A 23,774-nucleotide genomic window follows, 5' to 3' on the forward strand; every position below is an offset into this window, starting at 1 on the left:
CCCAAGGTCATCACTCTGCATCCCGGGATAGTTCACTAATCAAGCAACGGCATTGTCCCGGCACATCGAAGTGGAACAAGATCGAGCACCGACTCTTCTCGCACATCACCATGAACTGGCGCGGCCGCCCGCTGACCAGCCACGAAGTCATCGTGAACAGCATCGCAGCAACCACCACCCGCACCGGACTTCGCGTCAAGGCCGCACTTGACACCAACAGCTATCCCACCGGCGTGAAGATCGCAGATGCGGAAATGGCCGCCCTGCCGCTGACCCGCCACGCCTTCCACGGTGACTGGAACTATGCACTACACCCCCTGAGATGCCCTGTCATCCCAGCGGCGCGGGCCCCGCAACGGGCTGACACGCAGTGGGAGCAGGCCCTGCTGTCCGATCCCGCCCTGACTGGCATGTCCCGCAGGGAACTGGACGACCTCACAGCAAGGTTGGCCCCCGACGGTGATACCCAGCGCGGTCGCCCACCCCGGCTCACCTTCCCCGAACAGATCCTGGCCACCGTTCTCCACCTGCGGGTCGCCCTGGCCGCGGAACCACTCGCCGTTCTGTTCGCCAGCAGCCGCACGGCCATGCACCGCACCCTCCTGAAAAGCAGAAGACTGCTCGGGGCCCACGCAATCACCATCCCGCCCGCGAAGACCCCACCCGCATCCCTCACAACCCTCCAGGCCCGAGTCCTCGCACTGACCGGCCAGGCCAGCAACAAGATCAAGACAACGTGTTAATGATCTGCAAGCCCTTAGCGTGTGGGGCGCGGCCTATCGGGTCTGCAGCAGGGCGTCCATGTGCCGGTCGCCGATCCGGACCCCGGCCTAGTGACGGATTCTCCACGCGGCGACTCTCCGGCGCGCCGCACCCTCGACGAGGGCGGCGGGTTCAACTCTGGATACCTCGTCGGCGGTCTTCTTATCCTCCGCAGGCTAAACGGAGATCGGCCTCCAGGGCGATTTAGCCCTGGAGGCCGATAGCTACGTGCGCCCGGAGAAACCAGCAGAGTTATATTTCAGCTAGCCGGGTTGAATCGGGTATCTAGCGCCGCGCTTTGAGCCATGCACCCGCAGTGACTGCGATCGTTGCAACGCAGAACCAGGTCAGCACGTAGAGCGCTGGCGGGAACGAACTATTTGCGATCCGCCAGCCGAGGACGAACGTGACGACTGCGATAGTCACCTGGATAGCGATATTTTTCGGTTTCACTTCTGCCCTCATCTTTTCTACCACCAAGTCCAGGTTGCACTGTGGTAGAAGTACGGGTATCCGCCCCACCACTTGAAGTGCCAACCGTACGCGAATGCGACCTGGCGGTATCTGTAGCCACCCAAGCCGCTTGCTGCCTGCGACAGGACCCCGACGATTACGCCGACGACACCCATGCAGATTGCTGCCCCGATGCCTGCCAGGGCCCAAGAGCACAGGCCACCGATGAAGCCTGCAGCACCCCACAGGTATCCCTGCATCATTTCCCGAGCCTGTTCGGTCGTGAAGCCGAAGGCGATATGTCCTTTCCAGCGAGAGAAGTTAAAGAGCCAGAACTTTCCGCTCGTATCCGAGTGGATCAGTGGGTTCTGGGCTCCGTAATCGTAGGCGTTGGAGCTACCGCCGGTCACGGGATCGGTGGAAAGAAATCGCCCGGTAGCCGGATTGTAGAGGCGCGCTCCCATGAGGACGATGCTGGAGAGGGCCTCATCGGAGCGCTGTTTGCCCCCGAGCCAGGCGTAACGGGCGGTGGGTTGTCCCGGACGCGCATTGCCGTACTCGTCGGCGTCAAGGACGGTCGGGGACACGGAGGTGTCGGCAGGTACCTGAAGGGTGATATCGCCGTGGAGGTTGGCCAGTTGCAGGATGGTTCCGCCGGTATTGGTCGAGGTGGCGACGAGGGAGCCGTCAAGACCGACGACGTTGCGGGTCAGAACGCCGGTGGAGTTGTTCTCGACGATCCACCGGGGGCTGTCCGAGTCGGTGCCGTAGTGGTTGACCTTGGTCCCGGTCTGGTTCCAGGTGCCGGCGGTGTTGGTTTCGGTGGTGGAGGAGCGGAAACGCAGGCTGGAGTCGAGGGTCCAGCTTTGACGCTGAGTGCCAGCGGTCTGCTGCTGCACGAGATCGTTGGCGTAGTAGGCCAGGGCAGTGCCGGGCAAGGCGGTGGTGCGCCCGAGGGCATCGTAGGTGTAGCCGGCGTTCACCAGACGGTCGGCGCTGTCGTAGGTGTTGGTCGTGGTGGTGCCGCCACTGGTGGTGCAGTCGGCGTTGGGCGCCGCCGTGGTGGTGGCCAACGACTTGCGGTTGGCGTTCTTGTCGAAGGCATAGGTGCGGGTTGTGCAGGCCCCGTCGGTACTGGTGTCCTGGGTTTGAGTCAGACGGCCAGCCTTGTCGTAAGCGTAGTTCTGCGATGCGGTCACCCCGGCGGTGCCGGTGTGGGAGGCCCACTGACCGTGGACGGTCTCGGTGATGCTGTCCGTGACCAGGACGGTGCTGTCGCTGTCGCGGGTGTAGGTGCGGGTAGTCGCGTTGCCTTCGGGGTCCTGGCTCTGACGCAGGGTGTAGCCACCAGGCAGCCCCTGGGTGGCGATCTGACCGTCGGCGTCATAGCGGGCGCTGAAGGTGCCTGCGACGGAGTCGGTGAGTGAGGTGGTCACACCGCGGGGGTCGATCGCCGTGTCGTAGGTGTATGTCGTAGTTGACGGCGCCGTGTCAGCCACGGTGGTGGGCCGGTCGAGGGCGTCGTACTGGGTGGTGGTGGTAGCGCCGTCGGCGTCGGTGTACGACATCGGGCGGCCGAGTTGATCGTAGGTTTTGGTGATCGTGCCTCCGGTGCTGGAGGTCTGTGTCAGCACCTGTCCGGTGGCGGTGTCGTAGGTGGTGGTCACCGCGGGCACCGTAGCTCCGAGTCCCCCGGACACGGTGACCGTCGTGGGTTGATCGGCGATGTTGTAGCTGGTGGTGATGGTGCGGGTGACGCCGTTGGCCACCTCGATGCTCTTGGTTCTCTGACCGAAGAGGCCGTACTCACTTGTCTTGGTCGGAAGTTGCGTGGGGTTGCTGCTGCCGCCGGTGATAGCGGCGGCCGGTCCGGTCTGGCAGACCGCATCGGCCCACTCCGGCCTACCGCCGCAAGGGCCAGTGCCATTCCCGGTGTAGTACGTGGTGATCGTGGTTCCGGCATCGGCGCCGTTGGAAGCGGGCTGGGTGGCCTTAGTCACTCGACCCTGGTCGTCGTAGACCGTCGCCGTGGTGATCGCCAGACCGCCCGGATCCTGGGTGGTGCTGATCGACCGGCCCTTGGCCCAGTCGTAGGCGATCGCCGTGACCTGTGGGTCGGCCACCAGATCGGGCCACGCGCGGGACTGTGCCCCGGAGGTTACCTTCGTGACCTGGTTCCGAACCGTCGCACTCCCGTCGCTGGGGCGGCCGGCGTCGTACTCCTTCACTGTGTGGGCGCGGGCGGTGACCTGGCTGCCCTTCGCACTCACGGTGGTCGCCCCACTGACCAGGTTGTCGGCCAGGGTGAGCTGATGCAGAGGTCCGTAGGTTTCCAGCCCACGGGCCCCAGCGGCGTCGAAGATCGAGGTCGACGACAGCAATTGGGCACGTTCGCCACTGGGCAGTGCGTTGATGCCCAGGTCGGTCAGTTGGCTCTTCTGCTCAGGAGTAGAGCCTTGTGCCAGTTCGAGGTTGGCAGCGCTCAGCGAGCGGACGGTGTTGCCGTATTGGTCGTATTCGGTGACCGAAATATGGTGGCCCGGGGTGGATTCATCGACCTGGCGACCAGAGGCATCCAGGTAGTGGATCCGGGCGCGGGTGTAGCTTCCGGCGCCCAAGTCGGATCCGACGCTGGAAGTGGGTACTTGGTCAGCGGGAAAGACAGCGGTGGCGTCGGTGGGCAGGTCGCTCTGACCCCAGGACGTGGTGGCCTGAATTCCCATCTCATTTGGTGCGTTTGTGCTGGTCAGCGGCACGCCGTAGACGACGGTCGTGGTAGCTGTGCCGTTGGTCTGGGTGGCGCTTCCCGGGGTCAGCGTGGATCGGGATGCCGTCAGCAGCATGCCGGCGCCCGCTGTCGGGCTGGAGCCTGCTTGCCCATACGTGAAGTGCCACGGGAGCAGACCATGGTCCTGCGTAGATGTCACGCGCCCGGAACCGTCGTAGGTGTACTGGGTCTGGGTCTGGGCATCGAACCTGGGGTCCCATTGCTGACGAAGGCTGCCGCCGATGTCGTAGCGGTACTGAGCCACGGCGGTGGCCGTCGACATCGCCGCGCCAGGGGCCGTGGCCCACAGCCGGATCTGGGAGACCTGACCGGCATAGTCGCCGAAGTCCGCGCTGGAGGTGGACCCGGTGGCGGTGGTGGATGTGGCGTAGACGAACTCCAGGACCCGGCAACCCTTGACGGAAGGATCCGCGTCGCAGGCCGCCAGGGTGGTCGCACTGGTCGGGGAGATGATCCGTTTGGGCCGGGCCAAAGTCTTGGCGCCCACGGTCACGGCCTCGGATACCACCTGCGTGGTGCTGTTCGCCAGTCCATCGACCAGAGAGCTCGACACGGTCCACGTCGTCGCGGCAGCAGCGACCTTGGAGAACGTCGTCACTGTCCCCTTGGTGTCGGACAGCGTGAAATTGCCTGAGGAGAACGTCCCCTTCAGCGCCAGTTCCGCAGCATCGGCCTCGGGGACCCAGCCGTTGCTCGCAGCATTCGCGGTGAATTTGATCGTGGATCCGTCGCTGGTCACGACATCGAGTGAGCTAGCCGAGGTCTTGCGGATCTCTGTGAAGTCCGACTGAGTGGCCTCCGCGGTTGTGCCGGACAACCATTCCTTGCCGAAGATCGCCACCTGTCCGTCCAGGCCCGCCCCGGCCTGCGGGGAACGGGAGGAAGCGGTCCGTGTCACGCTCATCCCGAAGGACGACACGTCACTGTCCGACAAGGTGTAGTCGCCAGTGAGCAGGTTCACTGAGCCGGGCCCGACGTTCTCGGTGGCCGCGCCGTCAGCGGCGCGGTCGACGATCACGCTGATCGAGTCGGAGGAAACGGCAGCATTGCCCGGTCCGGTGAAGTCCGCGCGGACCTGCACCGTGCCGTCGGGGGTGACGGTGGAAGCGGCATTCCAAGTCAGGTTCGGACTCTTGCCTGCGGTGAGTGCGGCCGGCCAGGAGGCGAGTGCTGCTCCCGCGTTGGTGACATCACCGGCCGGGATGGGTGCCCAGGTGTCGGCGTCGCCACGACGCCACGAGAAGGACACGTTGTTGTACTTGCTGCTGTCTGCTTCCGCGGTCAGAGGCACGCGGGCAGCCGTGCGGGTGCCGTCATCCGGCAGAGTGACGCCGCCGGGCCCGGCGTGGAAGGCATAGGTGACAGCTTCGGACTTGTTCTCCGCCTTGTCCGTAGTGCGGACCTGGAGGGTATTCGTGCCTGCCTTGGCCGGGGTGACATTGAACGTCACCGGGGCGGTGCTACCTCCGGTGGCCACCTTGGTCCAGGTGGTGCCGTCCAGCGACCACTCGATGCCGTTCTGGTCACCGGTCGGTGGGGTGGCAGTGAACTGTCCGGGCTGTCCGGCGCCCTTGACCCACGCGTTACTCGGGTAGTCAGTGGAGGTCACCGATGCTGGGGCAGAGGGTGCGGAGGTGTCAACGGTGAAGATCCCGTATGCCGACCACCCGAGGTTGTAGTGCGTGCCGTCATACGGGGTGGTGCGGAATTTGTAGGTCTTGCCATTGGTCAGCAGCCCAGCTGGCACCGTCACGGATGCGGGCTGGCCGGCGGGCACAAACGGTGAGGTGAGGTTGGTGCCGACCTGGGTGCCGGTGGTGTTGTCGAAGATTTGGAAGGTGCCGCTGACCTTGTCGTTGTTCGGGTCAGCGAAGGTGTCCCGCAGGAGGGGGGTCACCGTGTTGACCTGCCAGGTGTTGCTGGTGTCCTTGAAGAACGGTGGTCCGGCCTGCTGGTCGGTGCCGGTGCGCGGCCGGTAGTTGTAGGTGACGACCAGCTTCGGCGGGTTGGTGGCCGCGTTGGCGGAGTTCACCCGCTTCCACTGGGCGACGACGGATTCGCTGGAGGCCCGCAGGCCCATCCCGGAGGTGGCGTTCTTCAATGACGCCCAGGTCTGGGCGAGGGTGGTGACGTCGGCGTTGATCCATCCGTCGGGTGCCGCGGTGCACGACGGGTTGCCGCGGGTCTCCGTCGAGGTGGCGGACTTGGTGTGCCAGACCGGCTGCGCGGGCCACCGGGTGGAGGTGGATGCCTTGTCGACGTCCCACACTTCCCACGGGTACGCCGCGCAGTCGACGTTGTTGCCCGCGTGGAAGTCCCACAGGCTCAGCTTCGCGTTCGTCACCAGGGCGTCCGCGAACGGTGCGGTGTTCCAGGTGATGAAGGAGCGCGCCGTGCGGGGCGTGCCGTCGGTGTTCGTGGTGCCCGGGTTGCCCAGGTCCAGCTCGGTGTCAGTCGACTCGTCGATCGTGACGCCTTGCTGGGCGTAGGTGTCGAAGACGTTTCCGAGGGTCGCGGTGGACGGGTCCACGGTGACGGGGAACTTCGTGGCCGGGTCCTTCAGGAACTTGGTGTCCGGGGTGAAGACCAGGTCGGTCGAGCCCTTGTGTGCGACGACCTTCAATGCGACCGGTGCCTGGTGCGTGTGCTCGCCGGAGACCGGATCGACCTGCGCGTCCCACATGGTGGGGGCGGGCATCACGGCCTGCTTGTTGTTCTTCGCATCGGTGAACTGCAGACTGCCGTCGGCGAGCTGCTTGACGCTCAGCCCCTTGGTCTTCAGCGGCAAGGTATAGGCGAAGCCCCCTGCGGCGGGCCGCTGGGCGATGTCGACGAACTGCTCGAAACCGGTACGGGTGGCCTCCACGACCAGGTTCGCGCCCGGAACGGCGTTGACGTACGTGGCGCGGGTCCCGCTGAGTGTCGGCTTGGGCAGACCGCCCTTCCACTGGAGGGCGATCTGCTGATCACCCGCACCCAACGTGACCAGGTCACGAGCGGGCGCGGTGCCGGCATCGGTCAGCGAGCGGGCTGTGGTGCCGCCCCCACCGGCCAGCTTCAGGCCCCGCGGGTGGGCCTTGGGCGCGATGGTGCCATCACCGTTCTGCACCAGGTCCAGATCGACGGGCCGCCACTGGCCGTTGTCCTTGAAGCGGATCGGGCCGGCCGACAGCTCCGTCGTCAGCGAACCATTCGCGTTCACCCACGTCGTGGAGGTCTCAGAGCGCTCCGACAGTGCCTCCACCTGCTTGCCCGACAACCGCGCCGCTACCCGCGCGGACGGGATATCAGCAGCCGCCGTTGCGTAGTGGCCGGCCGCCTGCGGAGCTGACTTCTGCGGCGCGGCTATCGCTGCGCTCGCGCCGTCCAGCGTCGTGACTGCCATCGCCACGGCCAAGGACACAGCGATCCGCCGCGTCCATATGCCCCCCGGACTGGGCCAGGCGGTCCCACGCCAGGCCCTCATCCTCGTGCTTCTCATGCGTCCCTACAGTCTGTGCGCGACCCATGACTTGGGCCATTCACGCGAACCGTAACTACACACAAAAGATGGCCCTTCCTCCCAAAATGGGAGCTGGATGATCTTTACACCACCCACACATGCGAAAATTTTGCCTGTCGATGGGAACCAGATAACCAATGAGAACTATCGACAAGCCGGCAGCACCGAACCGTTCGCCGCGGCTCGCAGACGACGTAGCAGCCGCTCGCACCGCGAAGCGGTCACCAAGAGGTCGCCGATGCTCTGATCGGGATCCACTGCTAGCGTCCTGCCTGTCTTTGACATGACACATAGGGGGCGCCGTGTGCGCTGGAAGATCGAGGCAGGTCGTTGACTCGTAGACATCGCCGGTCGGGGAAGTTTCTGCCGATCGGCATCGCAGCGACGCTCATCGCGGGGTCCGTGGCGGCCATAGGGACGTTCGCGTTGGCGGATTCGTCCAGCAGCGCCGCTTCCCCGCTGGATCCGGCCACAGGGCTGCAGCGGGAGTTCGCGGACGCCGCGCAGGAATTTGACGTACCGCAGAGTGTGCTGATGGCGGTCTCCTATCACCTGACCCGGTGGGAGACGCACCAGGGGCAGCCCAGTACGGCCGGGAACTACAACGTCATGGGCCTGACTCAGGTGACGGCCAAGGATGTGGAGGAGCCGACCCGAGCGGAGCGGCTGTCGCATCTGAACATGAGTGGCGATCCGGCCCGGATGAAGAAGTTCAACCCGGTCCGGGCCCTGCAGGGCAGCGATGACCAGGCGGACACCTCCGACCCCCGGCTGCACACGCTAGACGCGGCAGCCAAGCTGACCGGCGAGACGGCCGGCTCGCTGCGCACCGACCGCGAGGAGAGCATCCGGGGCGGGGCGGCGCTGCTGGCGCAGTACGAGAAGGAAGCGACCGGCTCGCTGCCCGAGGACGCGGGCCAGTGGTACGCGGCCGTCGCGCGCTACAGCCAGGCCCCGGATGCCAAGGGCGCCCAGTTGTTCACGCAGCGCGTCTTCCAGACCATCAACCGTGGGAGCAGCCGGGTCACTGCCGACGGGCAGCGGGTCACCCTGGCCGCCGACCGGTCGGTCACGCCGGTGAAGCCGGCGAAGATGAAACTGGCTGCGACGTTCGCCAGTACCGCGGTTGCTCCGGTCCCCGAGTGCCCGTCGGGTCTGAACTGTGATTTCCGCCCGGCGGCGTTCCAGAAGAACAGCGCGGATCCGGCGGACTACGGCAACTACGACGTCACGAACCGGCCGGCCGACGGTGTCGACATCCGATACATCGTCATTCATGACACCGAGGGCGGCTACGAAGGTTCGCTGAGTGTCTTCCAGAACCCGGCGAAGTCCGCCAGCGCGCACTACCTGATCCGTGCCTCGGACGGTCTGGTCACGCAGTTGGTGCCCACCAAGGACACCGCCTGGCAGGCCGGCAACAAGACCCTCAACATGCATTCGATCGGCATCGAGCACGAGGGCTTCGCCATCAAGGCCGGGTCCTGGTACAGCGAGTCCCAGTACGAATCGTCCGCCGCGCTGGTGAAGTACCTCGCCACCCGCTTCGGCATCCCGCTGGACCGAGAGCACATCATCGGCCACGACGAGGTCCCCGGCCCGCTCGACGCCAACGTCGCCGGCATGCACTGGGACCCGGGCCCCTACTGGGACTGGAACCACTACTTCTCCCTGATGGGCGCACCGAGCGGCGACGGCGGGGCGGGCAGCCCGGTGCTGGCCGGCCAGGAGATCACCATCGCGCCGCCGTTCACGACGGCCAACCAGCCGGCCATCGTGTACTGCACCCCCACCTGCGCCACCCAGACGCCGCGGCCGGCGAACTTCCTCTACCTGTATTCCGATGCCTCCACCAGCTCGCCGCTGATCGCGGACCCGTATCTGCGCTCGGGCGCCGCGGGCAGCACGCAGGGACCGGACTGGGCAGCCAAGGCCGTCACCGGCAACCACTACGTGGTCGCGGCGGTGAAGGGCGACTGGACGGCAATCTGGTACGGCGGCCGGCAGGGCTGGTTCTACAACCCAGGCGGCCAGTTGACCGCCCCGGTGGGCACGACCGCGCAGCCGGTCGTGACCCCGAAGGCGGGACTCGCCTCGATTCCCGTGTACGGCAGGGCGTACCCGCAGACGGCCGACTACACCGGCACCCAGGTGCCCGTCCAGACCGACACCGACAAGGCGCTGACGAAGTACAGCCTCAAGGCAGGCCAGGTCTACGTGCCCGGCGGCCCGGCCGTTGCCGGGGACTACTTCTACGCCATGAACTTCGACAACAGCGCCCCCGGCGACCACACACTGGTCACCGGAACCACGAAGTTCATCCCGATTAGGTTCAATCACCGCCTCGCCTGGGTCCGAGCCGATGACGTGCAGCAGATCAGCAGCACCCGACCGGCGAGCGGTGCGACCCGTTCCGACCTGGTCGCACTCGACAAGTCCGGCGTGCTGTGGCAGTACCAGGGCAGCGGGAGCCCGAGCGCCCCGTTCCTGTACCGCTACCGTCTCGGTGGCGGATGGCAGGGTTATAACGCCCTGTTCGACCTGTCCGGGCTGCACGCCAACGGAACGGGCGACCTGCTCGCCCGGGATCCGGCGGGCACCTTGTGGTACTACAAGGCCACCGGCAACATCGCGGCCCCCTTCGCGCCACGCGTCAACGCCGGATCCGGCTGGCAGATCTACAACGCCCTGGTGGGCGTGGGTGATGTCTCCGGAGACGGAAACCCCGACCTGATCGCCCGGGATACCGCAGGGATCCTCTGGCTCTACCGCGGCACCGGCAACCCGGCGGCACCCTTCGCCACCCGGCTCAAGGTCGGCACCGGCTGGCAGATGCACAACATGCTGGTCGGCGGAGGCGATCTGACCGGCGACGGAAAACCCGACCTGATCGCCCGCGACACCACCGGCGGCCTCTGGCTCTACCGCGGCACCGGCAACCCCTCCGCACCTTGGGCCGCTCGCCTCAAGGTCGGCACCGGCTGGCAGATGCACAACCTCATCGTCGGCACATCCGACCTGACCAACGACGGCAAAGCGGATCTCCTGGCCCGGGACACCACCGGCAGCCTCTGGCTCTACCGCGGCACCGGCAACCCCGCCGCACCCTTCGCCGCCCGCACGCTCGTCACCACCGGCTGGCAGATGTACAACGCCCTCGTCGGCTGACCAACCCGCCGGACACCCCGCCGGCCATCCGCCCCACGCGCCCGCCAGGCAACCACCGCTCCCACCCGGGGGCCGCCTGGCGGGCGCACACCCTTTCCCGTAAGCGCCGCCGAAAACGGCGGTGACGTAGGTCACGGAAGACTTCTCGCGAGGGTGGGCAACTGTCCGAGCACACGCCATATGTCCGACGCATGCATGGGTGTTGAGGGATTCCCGCTTGTCCAACGTTCACCGACCAGGCCTGCAATCGGCCATATGATCAGCTCCGGCCGTCCTGCGTGTGTTCCGTCCGCGGCGGCCCTCCTATCTCTTTGGACCCGAGAGGTCTTGCATGAAGCTCCGCCGCACCCTGGTGACCGTCGCCGCGACCGCCGCCATCGCGCCCGCCGCACTGCTGTCCGCGAGCAACGCGTTCGCAGACACCGCACTTCCCGCTCCGGGCACCTCCGCCACGGCGAGCCCGAGCGTTTCGACCAGCCCGTCGGTGACGCCCTCGAACACCGCCAGCGGCGAGCATGCTCATCTGCTGGTCGGCGCCCTGGCCCATTCCGGCCGATGGCGAGCGGTTCTCGCGGAGTCCGAGGACTTCCCTCACTTGGTGCAAGGGCTCGATCAGATCGTCCGCAAACTGGGTGGAACCGCACGGCGTTGGCGTTTCGACCGGATGTCGACTGTCTGTTATCCGTCGACCGGCCGGGTTCTGCCAGCCTTCACCGGAGTCGCCAAATATTACGGTGTTGGGGTTGATATCTGCCCGCCCCGACGGGGGAACAGGAAAGGAGTCGTGGAGAAGGTCAACCACTCCGCTGCCCAGCGCTGGTGGCGTACTGTTCCCGACGGGCTGAGCGTGCAGCAGGCTCAATCCGGCGTCGATAAGCTCGCTCTGCGGATGGATCAGCGGCGTCGAAAGGTCGACGGAGTATCTACCAATGTTGCTGAACTAGCCGACTCGGAAAGCTTGCTGGAACTTCCCACGCGGCCGTTCCCTGCCGAGTTGGAGGTCCAGAGGACAGTCAGCCCGCAAAGCTTGGTGTCTTTTGATGGCAACTTCTATTCTGTGCCTCCGGGGCTGCCGGGTGCCCAAGTTAGCGTCGTGCACCGGCTCGGCGAGGACGAGATCCGCATTGTTACCGCTGGCCGTTCGGTTGTTGCATGCCATCGCCAAGCGCCGCGCGGATCTGGTCAAACCATCCGCGATGCCGGGCACGTCATCGCACTGGAGCGGGCAGTTCTGGCGAATTTCAATGACCGGGCTCCGTGTAAGAGGAAGGTCCGCCGGCCACCGACCGCGGAAGCCCTGGCCGAGGCAGATCGCCTGCTTGACCAGCAGTCTTCTGTTTCCTCGGCCGAACGGGTCGTCGTCGACCTATCCCACTATGCCGCCGTCGCTGACCAGCTACGGCACCTGCCAGCAAGGAAAGAGGAGAATGAGGATTGAGCACTCCCATGCAGATGAGCGAAGCACGCCGCTATCAGCAGCTGCGAGCCCACCTGTCCTATCTCAAACTCAACGATGCGGCGGAGGCACTCAACAGAGTCTTGGACCAATAGCGCACCGAACGCATGTCACTGACCGCAGCGTTGGAACGCCTGCTGGAAATCGAAGTCGAGGCCACCGAGACTCGAAAGCGGGCGGCAAGAGAACGCTTCGCCTGTCTGCCTGAACCGTGGACTCTAGCTGACTTCGATTTCGCCGCCCAGCCCGGCGTCGACGAGAAACTCATCCGCGACCTGGCCACCCTCCGCTTCCTGGACGACGCATCAAACGTGTTGTTCGTCGGTCCGCCGGGCGTCGGGAAAACGATGCTGTCCGTCGCGCTGGGGCGGGCCGCCGTCGATGCCGGCCACCGCGTCTACTTCACCACCGCAGCAGAACTGGCAGCCAAGTGCCACCGAGCTGCACTCGAAGGGCGCTGGAAAACCTGCATGCGGTTCTTCGCGGGCCCCAAGCTCCTCATCGTCGATGAGCTGGGATATCTCCCGCTGCCCGAGGACGGCGCCTCCGCCCTGTTCCAGGTGATCAACCAGAGGTATCTCAAATCGAGCACCATCCTGACGACCAACGTCGGGATTGCCGACTGGGCCGGCGCCTTCGGTGATGCAACGGTCGCTGCGGCGATGCTCGACCGGCTACTGCACCGAGCTGCTGTCGCGGGAATCGACGGACCTTCCTATCGACTCAGGGGCCACCAGAAGCAGGCCGATGCCCTGCGAGCGGGGGTGAATTCCCGTGTCTCCTGAGGACGAAAGCGATGGAGCCCAAGGCCGCAAATGCCTCACGTGCAGTGGGGCGTTCACCCCCGACCCCGGCACCCGGCAGATGTATTGTGCCCCTGCATGCCGCCCAAGCAGGCAGAAGGAAGAAGTGAAACTGCATGTCAAAGCTTGCCTCGCTTGCGGGGACGAGTTCACAACGCACCCGTCCGTTCGCCAAAAGTACTGTTCGCCCTTCTGCCGGCGGGAGGCGGAAAACCAGCGGGAACGGGGCCGTGACGAGGCGCGAGCGGCTCGTCACGGAGATCCACAGCCACCTCAACACGCCGTGAAAAGAACAACGTTGCCACCTCGGGTATCAACTCCAGATCTACCGCCGACGGCGACCCGAAACTGCCCTCACTGCGATCAACCCGTCACCATCGTTGCTCTTTTGGCAACGCCAGAGGTCGCCCGCCCGACAATTCCGACTACGACGCTTCCGGAGGTCACGCCCATTCGACGCGCCTGACTGTTCCGGATCAATGTGGGCCCGCCGACCAGACGGTCGGCGGGCCCACCCGCGCGCTCGGCGATCCCCACCCGCCCCACTTCATTCAGCTTTGAACCAAGTGAGGAGACGGAGCGAGCCTGGGGAAAATCACGGATCCCCATCACGGCAGACCGGCGCCCACAACCAGGCTCCCTGTACCGGCCGCCGAGCGCGGCGCGACCGTGATCCCCGACAAGGTCATCGCCCGCATCGCCGCCCGCGCCGCGCGTGAGGCCCTTACCGAGCAGACGGGTGCAGCCCCCGCACGCTTGGGACTCGCCTTGCCCCGCTCCACGGCCGCCGTCAACGAAGGAGCGGCCCGGCTGGGACTGTCCCTGGATCTGCCCTATCCGATCAACATCACTGAAACCTCCCGACAGGTTCAGCACTACGTCACCGAGCGGGTGGCCCAGTTGACCGGCATGCGCGTCACCGAGGTCACTTTGACCATCCAGCACCTGTTCCCCTCGGCTCGATGGAGCACAAAGGAGGGCAATGAACCAGTTCAGTCCATGGCACAGAAGGAAACCTGGCATGACGCGGGCCAAGAACCCCGCGCTCAGACTGAGCGACCCGCCAACACCGACGAACCGGCCACCTCTTCGGCAGTGGCGATGTTGACCAAACAACCACTGGATGCCACTCAGCCCCAGCACACCAACACCACGGACGATGGCTCACGTCCAACGCGCCGGCTGTGGTCCGCCCGCCGGATACCCGCTGCGCTGACCGCCCTCATCATCGCTGCGGGCGCCGGAATTCTGCTGTTCGACATCTCCATGGTCCGAGCCGGCCACAGTGCCGCTGCCTGGCGCAGTCGTCTCGCGCACGAACTGGCCACCCGTCCGCTGGACGACGCCTGGATGCTCACCGGCGCAGCCCTGACCGCCAGCCTTGGGCTGTGGCTGATCATCCTGGCGCTGACCCCCGGCCTGCGCCACCAATTGCCACTCAACAACCCCGGTGGCCAGAACCTGGTGCGGGCCGTACTTGACCGTGATGCCGTCGCCTTCCTGTTGCGGGATGCCGCCATGCGCGTGCCCGGCGTCAGCCGGGCCAGGATCCGTGTGCGGCGAACCCGGATCCTGGCCCACGCGGACATTCGCTTCCGCGACCCCGCCGACGTCAGGGTAGAACTCGATGCTGTTCTGCATGAGCAGCGTGATCAGCTCGCCCTGGTACATCCGCCCCGGATCACCCTCCGCCTCCGGCAACTGACGCACCTGCGGCCACAAAACCCGGTCCATAGCAGGCAGGAGGAGGCATGATGAGGCTACCCGTGGCCAATCGCATCCTGGTGGCTCTGTCTGGGCTCGCCCTGCTGGCAGGAGGCGGCCTCATCTTCGTCGGCGGGCTCGATCTCTATCGGCGCTGGCACCTGACGCCACCCGACGGCTGGCCTTTGATCACCCCCCAAGCGGTCGTGTTCAGCGCCAGCGACCGATCCCGTTGGACCAACGAAGGCTGGTGGTGGCCGGCGGTCATCGCTTCCTTGACCGTCATCGTTCTGCTCGCCCTGTGGTGGCTGTGGGCACAGCTACGCGGAGTTCACCCAGGCGGTATGCGCGTTGGAGGAGCCTCCCCAACAGAGGGTGTGGAGTTGCGCGATCATGCCCTCGCCGACGCAATCGCCGCCGACGCCCACCACCTGCCCGGCGTCCATCATGCAAAGGTGGAAATGACTGGCCGGGCCCACCATCCCAAGGCACGCATCGCCCTCACACTCAGCCCCGACTGCGAGCCTGGCGCCGTCCTGCAGGCATTGAGTCACGGCCCCCTGGAACGCGCGCGTCAGTCCACCGGATGGGGCCAACTCCCCACCCAGGTGAGGCTGCAGATCACCTCACACAAACCCCGGCGCGCCGACTAGCAGCCCGATTGACACCTCCCCGCCCGATGGCAAGGGCGGTGCCTGATTGACCCGTCTAAACCCAATATCGGTGATTTAGGTGGTTTTTCTCCTGGTCGGGCTGGCTTTGGTGGGCCCGACCAGTGCGATGGTGGGGACATCGGTTCGGGGTGGGTTGAGGTGCTCGGTGCGTTTGAGTGCCCAGTTGGACATCTTGCGTTTGATGACGCGGGGGTTGGAGCGTAACCGCCGTGGAGGTAGCAGTCGTTCGTGGATCTCACTCAGGGCTTGGGCGAGTGACTTTTTGAGTCGGGAGGGGGAAAGCGCCGCCTGGTCGGTGACGTGGCGGCGGGCGACCCGCAAAGTGCGGATGAAGGAGATCCGGTCGGGATCGCGGCCGACGTGTGTGGCCGCTTGATGCATCAAGTCGCGCAGAGCGTGGTGGACCAGTAGGAAGGCGAAGATCTCCTGCTCGACGCCGGGCGGGTGCTGGGACCGTAGGACCAGGCGGGGCCCGCCCTGGTGGGTCTTGATCTCATCGAGCGTGGTCTCGATCTCCCACCGCTGGGCATAGAGGGCGGCGAGGTCCGCAGCCGGCGCGGTCTGCGGGTCGAGGATGCTCGTGATCAACCGGTAGACGGTGGCGTCAGCACCCCGACCGAGGGTGTACTCGATCACGCGGACCCGGGTCGGGTCGGCACGGCGGTTCTTATCCCGGGCCGCGAAGATCTGCGAGATATAGGAGCCATCCTCCAGCGCGATCAGGACCGGCAGGACAGCATCGCTCTTGATACGCCACAGCAGGTCGGCGCCGGTCGCGGTCGCCGCCCGCCACAGGTCCAAGCCGCGAAAGCCGCGGTCGCCCAGCAGGAGCATCCCGGGCGTCAGGCAGACGGACAACTCCTGCGCGAGCACCGTCTCGTGGACGGCCAGGGGAGCGACCTGGGCCGCGAACACGGCATGAGTTCCGCACTCGACCAAAGCGGCGACCCTCGCCTGCGGATACGCACTGCGTCCCTGTCCCCGGCCGGTTCCCGGCCGACCAAAGAACGCCGCGTTCGCCGCCGTGTCGGGTAGGTCGAAGGTGGTGCCGTCAACGGCGACCAGCCGCCACTCGCGAAACCAGGCTCCGTCCGTCTCCGCAGTCGCCACCGGCTGGCAGATCCGGGCGAACAGGGCCCGTAGCGGTTCCGGACCCAGCCGCAGACGCGCCCGGCCAATGGCCGCCGTCGTGGGCACCCGCCAGGAGTCCCGCCAGCGGCCTTCCCTCTCCAGTCCGTGGGTGAGCAGGCGCGCGACCTCTTCGTAGCCCTGGCCCGAAAACAGGCACATGGCCAGGACGAAGTACACGACCACCCGGGCCGGCAGCAGCCGATGGCGCTGCTCGACCCGGCCGCACTCCGCCACCACCTCATCCACCAGCTCCGGCGGAAACGCACGAGTCAACACCCCCAAAGCGATCCGATCCGAGAACCGCCCACCAACCGATGACTTCACCTGACCAGGCCTTGGCACAACCCATCCAACGACCAAAACCCACTAAAGTCACCGGTATTGCCCCTAGGCGGGGAGGGGCAGCACGGGACCTTCCGACAACACGGTCATCGTCTCCGGTGTGCGCCTCGCGGTTCGGGGCAGACCTCTGCCAACCGTTGGAGGTTCCTTAATGAACCTCCGCCAACGACCCATTGGAGAGGGGGACGCGCAGTGGCGGGCAAACGACTCATCGGCGCCGCACGCGAAAAGGTCACCACCCAACTCGCCACGGACTACGAGAACGGTGCCTCGATCCGCACGCTGGCCACGCTCACCGGCCATTCCTACGGATTCATCCACCGCGTGCTCGTAGACGCCGGAGTCACCCTCCGCAGCCGCGGCGGCCCCAACAACCGCTCCCGGCCCGGCCAGCCCACAACACTCTGAGCCGTGCACCTCTTGAGGCACCCGTGCCGCGCTTCGCCCCGGCCGCCTGGCGCTCGACGCTCGCGTTGGCAGCGCAGAAATCCTGGCTGCCACGGCGGTGGAGCCAGCCGAAGCCGCAGGACGGGATGGGTTCCACGCCCTTCCCCGCACCTTGGGCTCAACGAACAGCGGCGGCCCTGCCGCACGACTTCCCGCACTGGAACACGGTCTACGGCTACTTCGCGAAGTGGCAAAAGGAAGGTGTATTCGTCCAGCTCAACGGCCTCCTGCGGGATCTCGTGCGACAGAGGGAGGGGCGGGACGGGGAGCCTTCGGCCTGTGCGATCGACGCGCAGAGCGTCAAAGCCTCCACCAGTGTTCACGCCTCGAGCCAGGGCATCGACGCAGGCGGAACATCGTCACCGACACGATCGGCATGCTCCTGGCTGTCCTGGTGACCGCGGCAAGCGTGCAGGACTCCGCCGCCGGCACCCACCTCCTCAACCAAGTCGCTGCCGAACATCCCCGCGTCCGTAAAGTCTGGGTCGACGGCGGCTACCGCCAACACCTCGTCGAACACGCAGCCACCCTCGGTATCGACCTGGAAATCACTCAACGCAGGCCTGTGAGGAGGGGTTTCACTCCGATCCCGAAGCGGTGGGCGGTCGAGCGGACCTACGGCTGGCTCATGCTCCACCGCCGCCTGGCCCGCGACTACGAGACCCTGTCGGCCCGCTCCGAAGCCATGATCCACATTGCCATGACTGACCTCATGGCCCGCCGCCTCACCGGGGAGAGCACCGTCTCCTAGCGCGACCCGACACCCCAGCCCAAATAGCAGATTCCGGGATGAAACACCGGGAGACAACGACCTCTAAGGGCATGTTTCCGACCCTCGGCAAGCTGTCGATCTGCCAGAACACGGATCGTCCCAGGCGCGTAGGGGGCGGCGGCTGAATGGCCTGGGCCCTTCGGTAGGCAGCTGCCCTGGCGCGTTGGTTGTCTGGGACGCCCGGGGATCGCTCTCCGGGGGTGGCACCGGCGTCAGCCGGTGTCTTCTCGTTTCAACGCCTCCTGCCCGGGGCCTTTGCGGGCTCCGGGGCTTACGGCGGCTCGGCGAGCGTTTTGGGTCCCCCCTATCGGAGGCGACCGTCGTGAGCTTCCTTCGCGCCGCGTCAACGATGCTCGCGGTGCTGTTCTCGTGTCGGTGTACGACCGCGCCGCACGAGTGGGAGTGGAACTTGCTGCGCGAGGGGTCAGAGCTTGGGTTTCGCTCCTTGCACTTCGCGCAGGTGCTGGCGACGGGCTCGCCCTGGTCGAGGACGACAAGCTGCGAGCCGTACCAGGCGGTCTTGTATTCGAGCTTCTTGCGCAGGCTGCCAAGGCCGGCGTCCAGGAGATGCCGGTTCAAGCGGGCCTTGACCTTAACGTTCCTGCCAGGCTTGTCCCGGGTGCCCTTGGCCGAGGCGGTGAGAGCGGTGAGGTTCAGGTCTTCGATCGCGACGTGCGTGAACCCAGTGGCGAGCTTCTTGGACAGGCCGTGCAAGAACGACGCCCGTCGCACCGTGATCTGCTGGTGCACACGGGAGACCCGGGCGGCAGCCTTCCCCCACCGCTGGGACCCCTGTTGGCAACGGGACATCGCCCGCTGAGTCTTCGTCAGTGCGGCCAGCTGTCGGCGAGGAAACGGGGGTGGTGCACGAGGGCGGTAGTGGGGTCGGCCGGATCGAGAGGGCTGGACAGGGCGGCCAGGTAGTCGGAGCCGAGGTCGACGCCGACGAGCCCGCCGGCGCGCTGGCGGGTGGTAGGGCGGCCGATCTGCTCGATACGTCCGCCGTTCTCGGCGGCCGTCTCGGCCTGGCCGCGGCTCAGATACGGGGTGCGGGTGCCGTCATCGTCGACGTGCTCCCACAGCACGGGAACGTCCTGCTGCACCTTCGCCAGCACCGAGGCGTACCAGCGGTGGCCGCCGCGGGTGACGGTCACGGACTGGATGACGGCCTGGCCGCGGTCCACGAGCCGGGCCAGGCGCTTGCCGCTGTCGTGGATGCGGATGCTGCCCAGGCCCGGCATCACCAGCCGCCGGTGGCCCTCCAGGCGGATGATCGGCCTCTTCACGTCGTGGAAGAGAGCGAACGATTCTGCGTGGCCCTTCTTCTTGAACCGGGGGTATCCGTTGCGCGGTCCGGCGCGGCGGCCGGCGAGCGAGTCCTGCCAGTACTTCCAGGCGACCTGGGCGCGGTCGAAGCCGGCGGTGAAGCAGTAGACGTTGACCTCGGGCCACCAGGGGCTGCCGCCCTCCTCTTTGGGCCGGTCCCGCTCCTTCCGTCACAGGGCGCTCGTGTCGATGGCGCTCGGCGTGCGGAATCCGGCGCTGAACGCCTCCGCCTTGAGCCCGTTCACCGTGGCGCGGGCCGCGGCCAGAAGCTCGCGTTCGCTGCCAGTGCCGGCGGAGCCCGCGCGGACGGCGGCCAGCCTGCGGACCAGTGCTTCCTGCCCGGCTGGGGGCTGCATTGCGGGCAGCGGCGGCTTGCCGGCGACGGCGAGCGTGAGGCTCTTGCGGTGGTGGTCCCACACCTTGATGCGATCGGTGAGCTCGGCGCCGTCGGCTTTGATCCGCTCCTTGGCTTCGGCTTCGCTCAGTCCCGCGTCGAGGTAGGCAGTCCGGCGGCCGGCCCAGGCCTGGTGGGATTGGGTCTTCTTGGCCAGCGCGTAGTTGTAGGCCCAACGGCAGGCCCCGGCATAGCGGGACAGAGCAGCTAGCTCGGCAACGGAGGGGTCCAGGGCGAACCGGTACGCACGCAACACCTCGGTTCCGGGCATGAACGTTCCTCCCCCCACACTTCCGTTACCTCAGGTGATCGAATCGTTCCGTACTGTAGAAGGCGGGGCAGTTGGTAAGCCAATCGGTGATCACACAGATGGGCTCATCCTGCATATGCCGAAATTGGTCGCAGCTACGAGAGTGAGACCTGGGCCCCGCGGGGGCTGGCACGAGCTGTTCCGGATAGGGCGACGGGCCGGCCAGCCGATCGTCCGCTCGACGCGCTAGCGGCGGGGCAGGACAACGAAGCTCTTGGCACCCTTGGGCCGGGAGACGGGGAGCGTAGTTGCCCCTGCCTTCGAGGAGATCAACGGGGCAAGGTGGCGAGGATGGCCTTGCCGCCCTGGGTTTTGCTGTGAACGGAGACGGTTCGGGCCAGGCGCTGGATCATGGGCCAGCCAAAGCCCCCGGTCTGGCCGGTCAGATCGGGTGTACGGTCCTGCGGATGAGCGGGGCTGGGGTCTTCGACGCGGACCTGAAGGGTCCGGCGGTCAGCGGTGAGGCACAAGGCGGTCACACCGCCCGCGTGGCGCAGGGCGTTGGTGACCAGCTCTGAGACCAGCAGAAACAGATTTTCCGCGGTGTACGCCGACGGGGCAGGCTGCAAGGAAGCGAGGAACGCCGTAGCTGTGTCCCGGGCTTGTGCCGCACGCTGCGGCCGGCAGGTGAATCGCATCTGAGGCACGGCGCTGCTGTTGCTCACGTTCTGCTCGTACACGTGGTTCACCCCATCAAGTCGTATTCCTCGTGCGGCTCGCGCTGCCTGTGGTGAGTTCGCATACCCACGTATGCGATCAAAACGCATGAGTGATCAAGAGCAGTGTCAAGTACGTCTCATGAGTTCCGAACCTGGTGTCGCTGGGGAGGGAGAGGCGGGGACCAGACATCGAGACCGGCCACACCTCACGCGTGACGCGTGGGCATCAGCCGCGAATATCGCGACACCTCAACATGCGGGCCTACCAGTCCCGAGGCCGGGAATCGGCCCGCCGTCTGCGGCGCCTCACCCCCATCAAGCGATTCCGCTGCCGTCGCAGGGTCTGATACGCCTAATCATGCGCACCGATCCCGGGCTCGTGCCCGCCTGTGTCCGCGAGATTATCGACGGTGTCGTCGAGGCCGTCCGGACTGAAGGCACCCCGCGCGTGCGGGCCTTGCTCGACGATCTCGCCCAGGTCGCCGACCCCGCTGCCTTGCTCCTGCTGCGGAGTCGGTGTGACGACGATCTGTCCTCACACGGCGTGCCGGGGGACTGTCGCGGTAACGCCCGCGTCAGCGCGCCGTGTCGCGGTGGAGTGATGGTGAGCGAGGGGAGGTTGCGGGCTTGCGTGCGTGGTCGTTAGTCGGGGGTGACAGGCACACACGCTCACCGGCCATTCCTACGCATTCCACCGCGTGCTCGTGGACGCAGGAGTCACCCTCCGCAGCCGCGGCGGCCCCAACAACCGCTCCCGGCCCGGCCAGCCCACAACACTCTGAGCCGTGCACCTCTTGAGGCACCCGTGCCGCGCTTCGCCCCGGCCGCCTGGCGCTCGACGCTCGCGTTGGCAGCGCAGAAATCCTGGCTGCCACGGCGGTGGAGCCCGCCACCCCTCCCGGGACCCGGTGACGACCCCGAACAAGGGATCGTGCCGTTACGGCGAGTGGGCAGCAATGCCACGCAGGGACTGTCCGTTGCAGAAGACCAAGGCGGGCATGCGGGCGAGGGCACCGTTCAAGGGGATTCCCAGGCGACTCTGGGGCGAGTACGGCCGCCCCGAACGGCTCACCGGCCCAGTGCAGCGGGAGCACCCGCGTCACACCCGACACCCGGCAGGATTTGGCACGCGATGGCCCCGAAGGAGGGCCGCGAAGTGATTTGGTCGCGCAAAATTCAATATGGCCGCGGGCTGACCGGTGAAGCAGCGCTGTGGCACGGACCCTCACCCAACAGGAACTCCAGCCCCTGCGGTCGTCAGGCCGGCCCACCGCAAACTGTCAGCAGCTGGCGGGCGGGCCAGCCTTCCGCGCAATCCCCCGGCCTGCCCCTACCCCGACCGGCCAGCAACCACACCATGCGAAAACGCCAGCGCCCCGACACCCCAGCCTTCCTCGCGCGCAGCCCTCCCCCCATTACCTCTCACGGATACTCAAGCAGAGGGGACACACCGGGCGCAGAAGCGGCAGCGCGGGTAGCCGGCGCCGCCGCCGTCACCTGCCGGATTTCGCCGGGAGCGGGAGAAGTCCTAGACCCGTTCGGCCGTCCGCTGCACCGTCAGTTCCGCGCCGGGCGGGCGCAGATACAGGTAGAGGGTGTAAGCGGGCTCGGCTGTCCCACGCTCCCAGCGGGTATCGACGACGGTGCAGGCAGGCCCCTCCGCCAACCAGTCCGCAGCCGCCTGGAAAAGGGGCGCGGGGTCCTGGCCGGCAAGGATCAGCGTTCCGTCGTCCTCGACGGTGACCCACAGGTCGACATGAGAGTTCACGAACGCGCCAGCACGCTCGCGCAACTCCTCCACCAACACCGCAGTACCGCAATCAGTCATCATCAGTTTGCCTTCCACGTACGAGATCAGTGACTGTACGTGTTCCCCACTTACCTACCGTCACTCCCCCGAGTTCCTCCGAATCACCGAGGTTCCCGGCCGGGGTCAGGCCGCGAGCACCATGACCCACAGCCCCGAAACCAAACCTGGGCGCCATCCCGATATTCCACCTGCGCAAGTGCCCGTAGGTTCCCTGGCTGCACGGGCGGGCTGGCGAGTTGGGCCTGCCGAATGGGAGGTCGGCAAGAGATCGACGGCCTCTTTCCAGAAATCAGCCTCCGCAGGGCCGGCGCCTTTCTAAGGGGCGTCAGGAACGCGCAGTACGGCCCGTACGCGCTTGCCCACCGGCACCCGCTCCGCCGTCACCTGCGAACACAGCCGGTTCACGATCTCCAGACCGTGACCGCCGACCCGCGTCGGATCGGGCGGAAACACTACCGGCAGGGCAGTACTGGAGTCCCATACCGTCACCACCACACTGCGGGGGCTTCCCTCGAGTTCCAGGAGGGACGGCCCGTGCGCGTACCGCTCGGCGTTGGTCAGCAGCTCGGTGACCACGAGCAGCACGTCGTAGTGGAATCGCTCGCTGACGGTCGTGGCGAAGTCCGCAGCCAGACCCTCAAGCAACTCATCGGCCAACTGCCGGGCGACACCCAGGCTGCCGGGTTCACCGCCGTAGTGCCCGGCCCGGTACAACGGTGCCAAATCCACCAACCCCTCGACCATTGGTACAGCAGCGGGAGAAGTCAGCCTCGGCCAGGTGAAGCCTCATCAATCGCCGCCCTCGAGGAGCATCCACGATGCGCCAGCTTCCCTCCGACTACCCCACCGAGCCTGCCTCAGTCCCCTTGGCGCACTCATGGTCTTACGACCTTGGGAGTAATTCACGTTGGGGCATGCTGGCCTGGCGGGTCGGCTGGTGGGTGATCACCGGGTCGTCATGCGGGCGAGGACCAGTCTCGGTTTCTGATCTCGACCCCAAATCCGCATCGCGGTGTGTAGCTCCAGGGTCCAGGCTGGAGGGGAGGGGTTCTGCTGTTTCCCTTAGTAGGTGAGCAGGGAGGAGCTATGACAGCAACGACGCGGACAAACACTCCTGTCGCCATCGAAGGTGGCGGGGTGGAGTTTCGTATGCAGGACGTCGGTGGAGACATGTCCGTTGCCTTTGTGACGTTTCCCGAGGGCACCGACATGGGGCCGGCTCTTAATACTGCAACCGCATGTGGGGGTGGTGGCCTCGGCGTTGGTAGTGGCA

14 protein-coding genes and 4 pseudogenes are annotated in these 23,774 nt (G+C 66.4%); 10 read left to right on the plus strand and 8 right to left on the minus strand.

Going from position 1 to position 23,774, the window contains the following annotated elements:
- Positions 1 to 743, plus strand: a 743-nt coding sequence (locus C6N31_RS40190; protein WP_438817448.1) for an ISAzo13-like element transposase-related protein, incomplete at its 5' end; no start/stop codon positions are given.
- Between the two features lie 489 nt (positions 744 to 1,232).
- Here C6N31_RS40190 and C6N31_RS40195 read toward each other — a convergent pair.
- Positions 1,233 to 7,388: an RHS repeat-associated core domain-containing protein gene (locus C6N31_RS40195; protein WP_198359454.1), complete on the minus strand. Its 6,156-nt coding sequence runs from the start codon at positions 7,386 to 7,388 to the stop codon at positions 1,233 to 1,235.
- A 543-nt stretch (positions 7,389 to 7,931) separates the two neighbouring features.
- On the opposite strand from C6N31_RS40195, the gene C6N31_RS40200 reads away from it, so the two are divergent.
- From C6N31_RS40200 to C6N31_RS40220, 5 genes are all read left to right on the plus strand, one after another.
- Complete coding sequence (locus C6N31_RS40200) at positions 7,932 to 10,673, plus strand: N-acetylmuramoyl-L-alanine amidase (RefSeq protein WP_232486241.1); 2,742 nt, start codon at positions 7,932 to 7,934, stop codon at positions 10,671 to 10,673.
- Positions 10,674 to 11,004: 331 nt separating this feature from the next.
- Positions 11,005 to 12,111, plus strand: a complete 1,107-nt coding sequence (locus C6N31_RS40205; protein WP_232486242.1) for a Mu transposase domain-containing protein — start codon at positions 11,005 to 11,007, stop codon at positions 12,109 to 12,111.
- A gap of 125 nt (positions 12,112 to 12,236) precedes the next feature.
- The gene (istB, locus tag C6N31_RS40210; protein WP_198359456.1) at positions 12,237 to 12,914 is read left to right on the plus strand and encodes an IS21-like element helper ATPase IstB; all 678 of its coding nucleotides are present in this window, start codon (positions 12,237 to 12,239) and stop codon (positions 12,912 to 12,914) included.
- Between the two features lie 687 nt (positions 12,915 to 13,601).
- On the plus strand, positions 13,602 to 14,687 hold the full coding sequence (locus C6N31_RS46010; RefSeq protein ID WP_198359457.1) for a DUF6286 domain-containing Asp23/Gls24 family envelope stress response protein: 1,086 nt from the start codon (positions 13,602 to 13,604) through the stop codon (positions 14,685 to 14,687).
- An 11-nt stretch (positions 14,688 to 14,698) separates the two neighbouring features.
- On the plus strand, positions 14,699 to 15,289 hold the full coding sequence (locus C6N31_RS40220; protein ID WP_269288666.1) for an alkaline shock response membrane anchor protein AmaP: 591 nt from the start codon (positions 14,699 to 14,701) through the stop codon (positions 15,287 to 15,289).
- 294 nt (positions 15,290 to 15,583) lie between these two features.
- Here C6N31_RS40220 and C6N31_RS40225 read toward each other — a convergent pair.
- A pseudogene (locus tag C6N31_RS40225) lies at positions 15,584 to 16,783 on the minus strand (IS4 family transposase); the annotation flags it as partial.
- A gap of 192 nt (positions 16,784 to 16,975) precedes the next feature.
- Between C6N31_RS40225 and C6N31_RS40230 the strand changes: the two are divergent.
- On the plus strand, positions 16,976 to 17,191 hold the full coding sequence (locus C6N31_RS40230; RefSeq protein WP_138358136.1) for a helix-turn-helix domain-containing protein: 216 nt from the start codon (positions 16,976 to 16,978) through the stop codon (positions 17,189 to 17,191).
- 176 nt (positions 17,192 to 17,367) lie between these two features.
- Positions 17,368 to 17,981, plus strand: a pseudogene (locus C6N31_RS40235) (IS5 family transposase); the annotation flags it as partial.
- 63 nt (positions 17,982 to 18,044) lie between these two features.
- Here C6N31_RS40235 and C6N31_RS46280 read toward each other — a convergent pair.
- The 4 genes from C6N31_RS46280 to C6N31_RS40255 all read right to left on the minus strand — a co-directional run bounded on the left by C6N31_RS46280 (position 18,045) and on the right by C6N31_RS40255 (position 20,670).
- Positions 18,045 to 18,812: a transposase gene (locus C6N31_RS46280; RefSeq protein WP_198359459.1), complete on the minus strand. Its 768-nt coding sequence runs from the start codon at positions 18,810 to 18,812 to the stop codon at positions 18,045 to 18,047.
- Between the two features lie 17 nt (positions 18,813 to 18,829).
- Positions 18,830 to 19,288 carry a hypothetical protein gene (locus C6N31_RS40245; protein WP_198359460.1) on the minus strand — a complete coding sequence of 153 codons (459 nt, stop codon included), beginning with the start codon at positions 19,286 to 19,288 and terminating at the stop codon, positions 18,830 to 18,832.
- Positions 19,289 to 19,498: 210 nt separating this feature from the next.
- Positions 19,499 to 19,993 carry a helix-turn-helix domain-containing protein gene (locus C6N31_RS40250; RefSeq protein ID WP_198359461.1) on the minus strand — a complete coding sequence of 165 codons (495 nt, stop codon included), beginning with the start codon at positions 19,991 to 19,993 and terminating at the stop codon, positions 19,499 to 19,501.
- 308 nt (positions 19,994 to 20,301) lie between these two features.
- Positions 20,302 to 20,670 (minus strand): ATP-binding protein, encoded by a 369-nt coding sequence (locus tag C6N31_RS40255; protein ID WP_198359465.1) that lies wholly within the window; start codon positions 20,668 to 20,670, stop codon positions 20,302 to 20,304.
- A gap of 701 nt (positions 20,671 to 21,371) precedes the next feature.
- On the opposite strand from C6N31_RS40255, the pseudogene C6N31_RS46285 reads away from it, so the two are divergent.
- Positions 21,372 to 21,473, plus strand: a pseudogene (locus C6N31_RS46285) (helix-turn-helix domain-containing protein); the annotation flags it as partial.
- A 746-nt stretch (positions 21,474 to 22,219) separates the two neighbouring features.
- Here C6N31_RS46285 and C6N31_RS40260 read toward each other — a convergent pair.
- Both C6N31_RS40260 and C6N31_RS40265 read right to left on the minus strand, forming a co-directional pair.
- Complete coding sequence (locus C6N31_RS40260; RefSeq protein WP_198359462.1) at positions 22,220 to 22,537, minus strand: hypothetical protein; 318 nt, start codon at positions 22,535 to 22,537, stop codon at positions 22,220 to 22,222.
- Between the two features lie 279 nt (positions 22,538 to 22,816).
- On the minus strand, positions 22,817 to 23,245 hold the full coding sequence (locus tag C6N31_RS40265) for an ATP-binding protein (protein WP_198359463.1): 429 nt from the start codon (positions 23,243 to 23,245) through the stop codon (positions 22,817 to 22,819).
- Positions 23,246 to 23,587: 342 nt separating this feature from the next.
- Between C6N31_RS40265 and C6N31_RS44710 the strand changes: the two are divergent.
- Positions 23,588 to 23,774, plus strand: a pseudogene (locus tag C6N31_RS44710) (hypothetical protein); the annotation flags it as partial.

The sequence above is a fragment of the Streptomyces fildesensis genome (genome assembly GCF_016107395.1).
GTDB classification, from domain to species: domain Bacteria; phylum Actinomycetota; class Actinomycetes; order Streptomycetales; family Streptomycetaceae; genus Actinacidiphila; species Actinacidiphila fildesensis.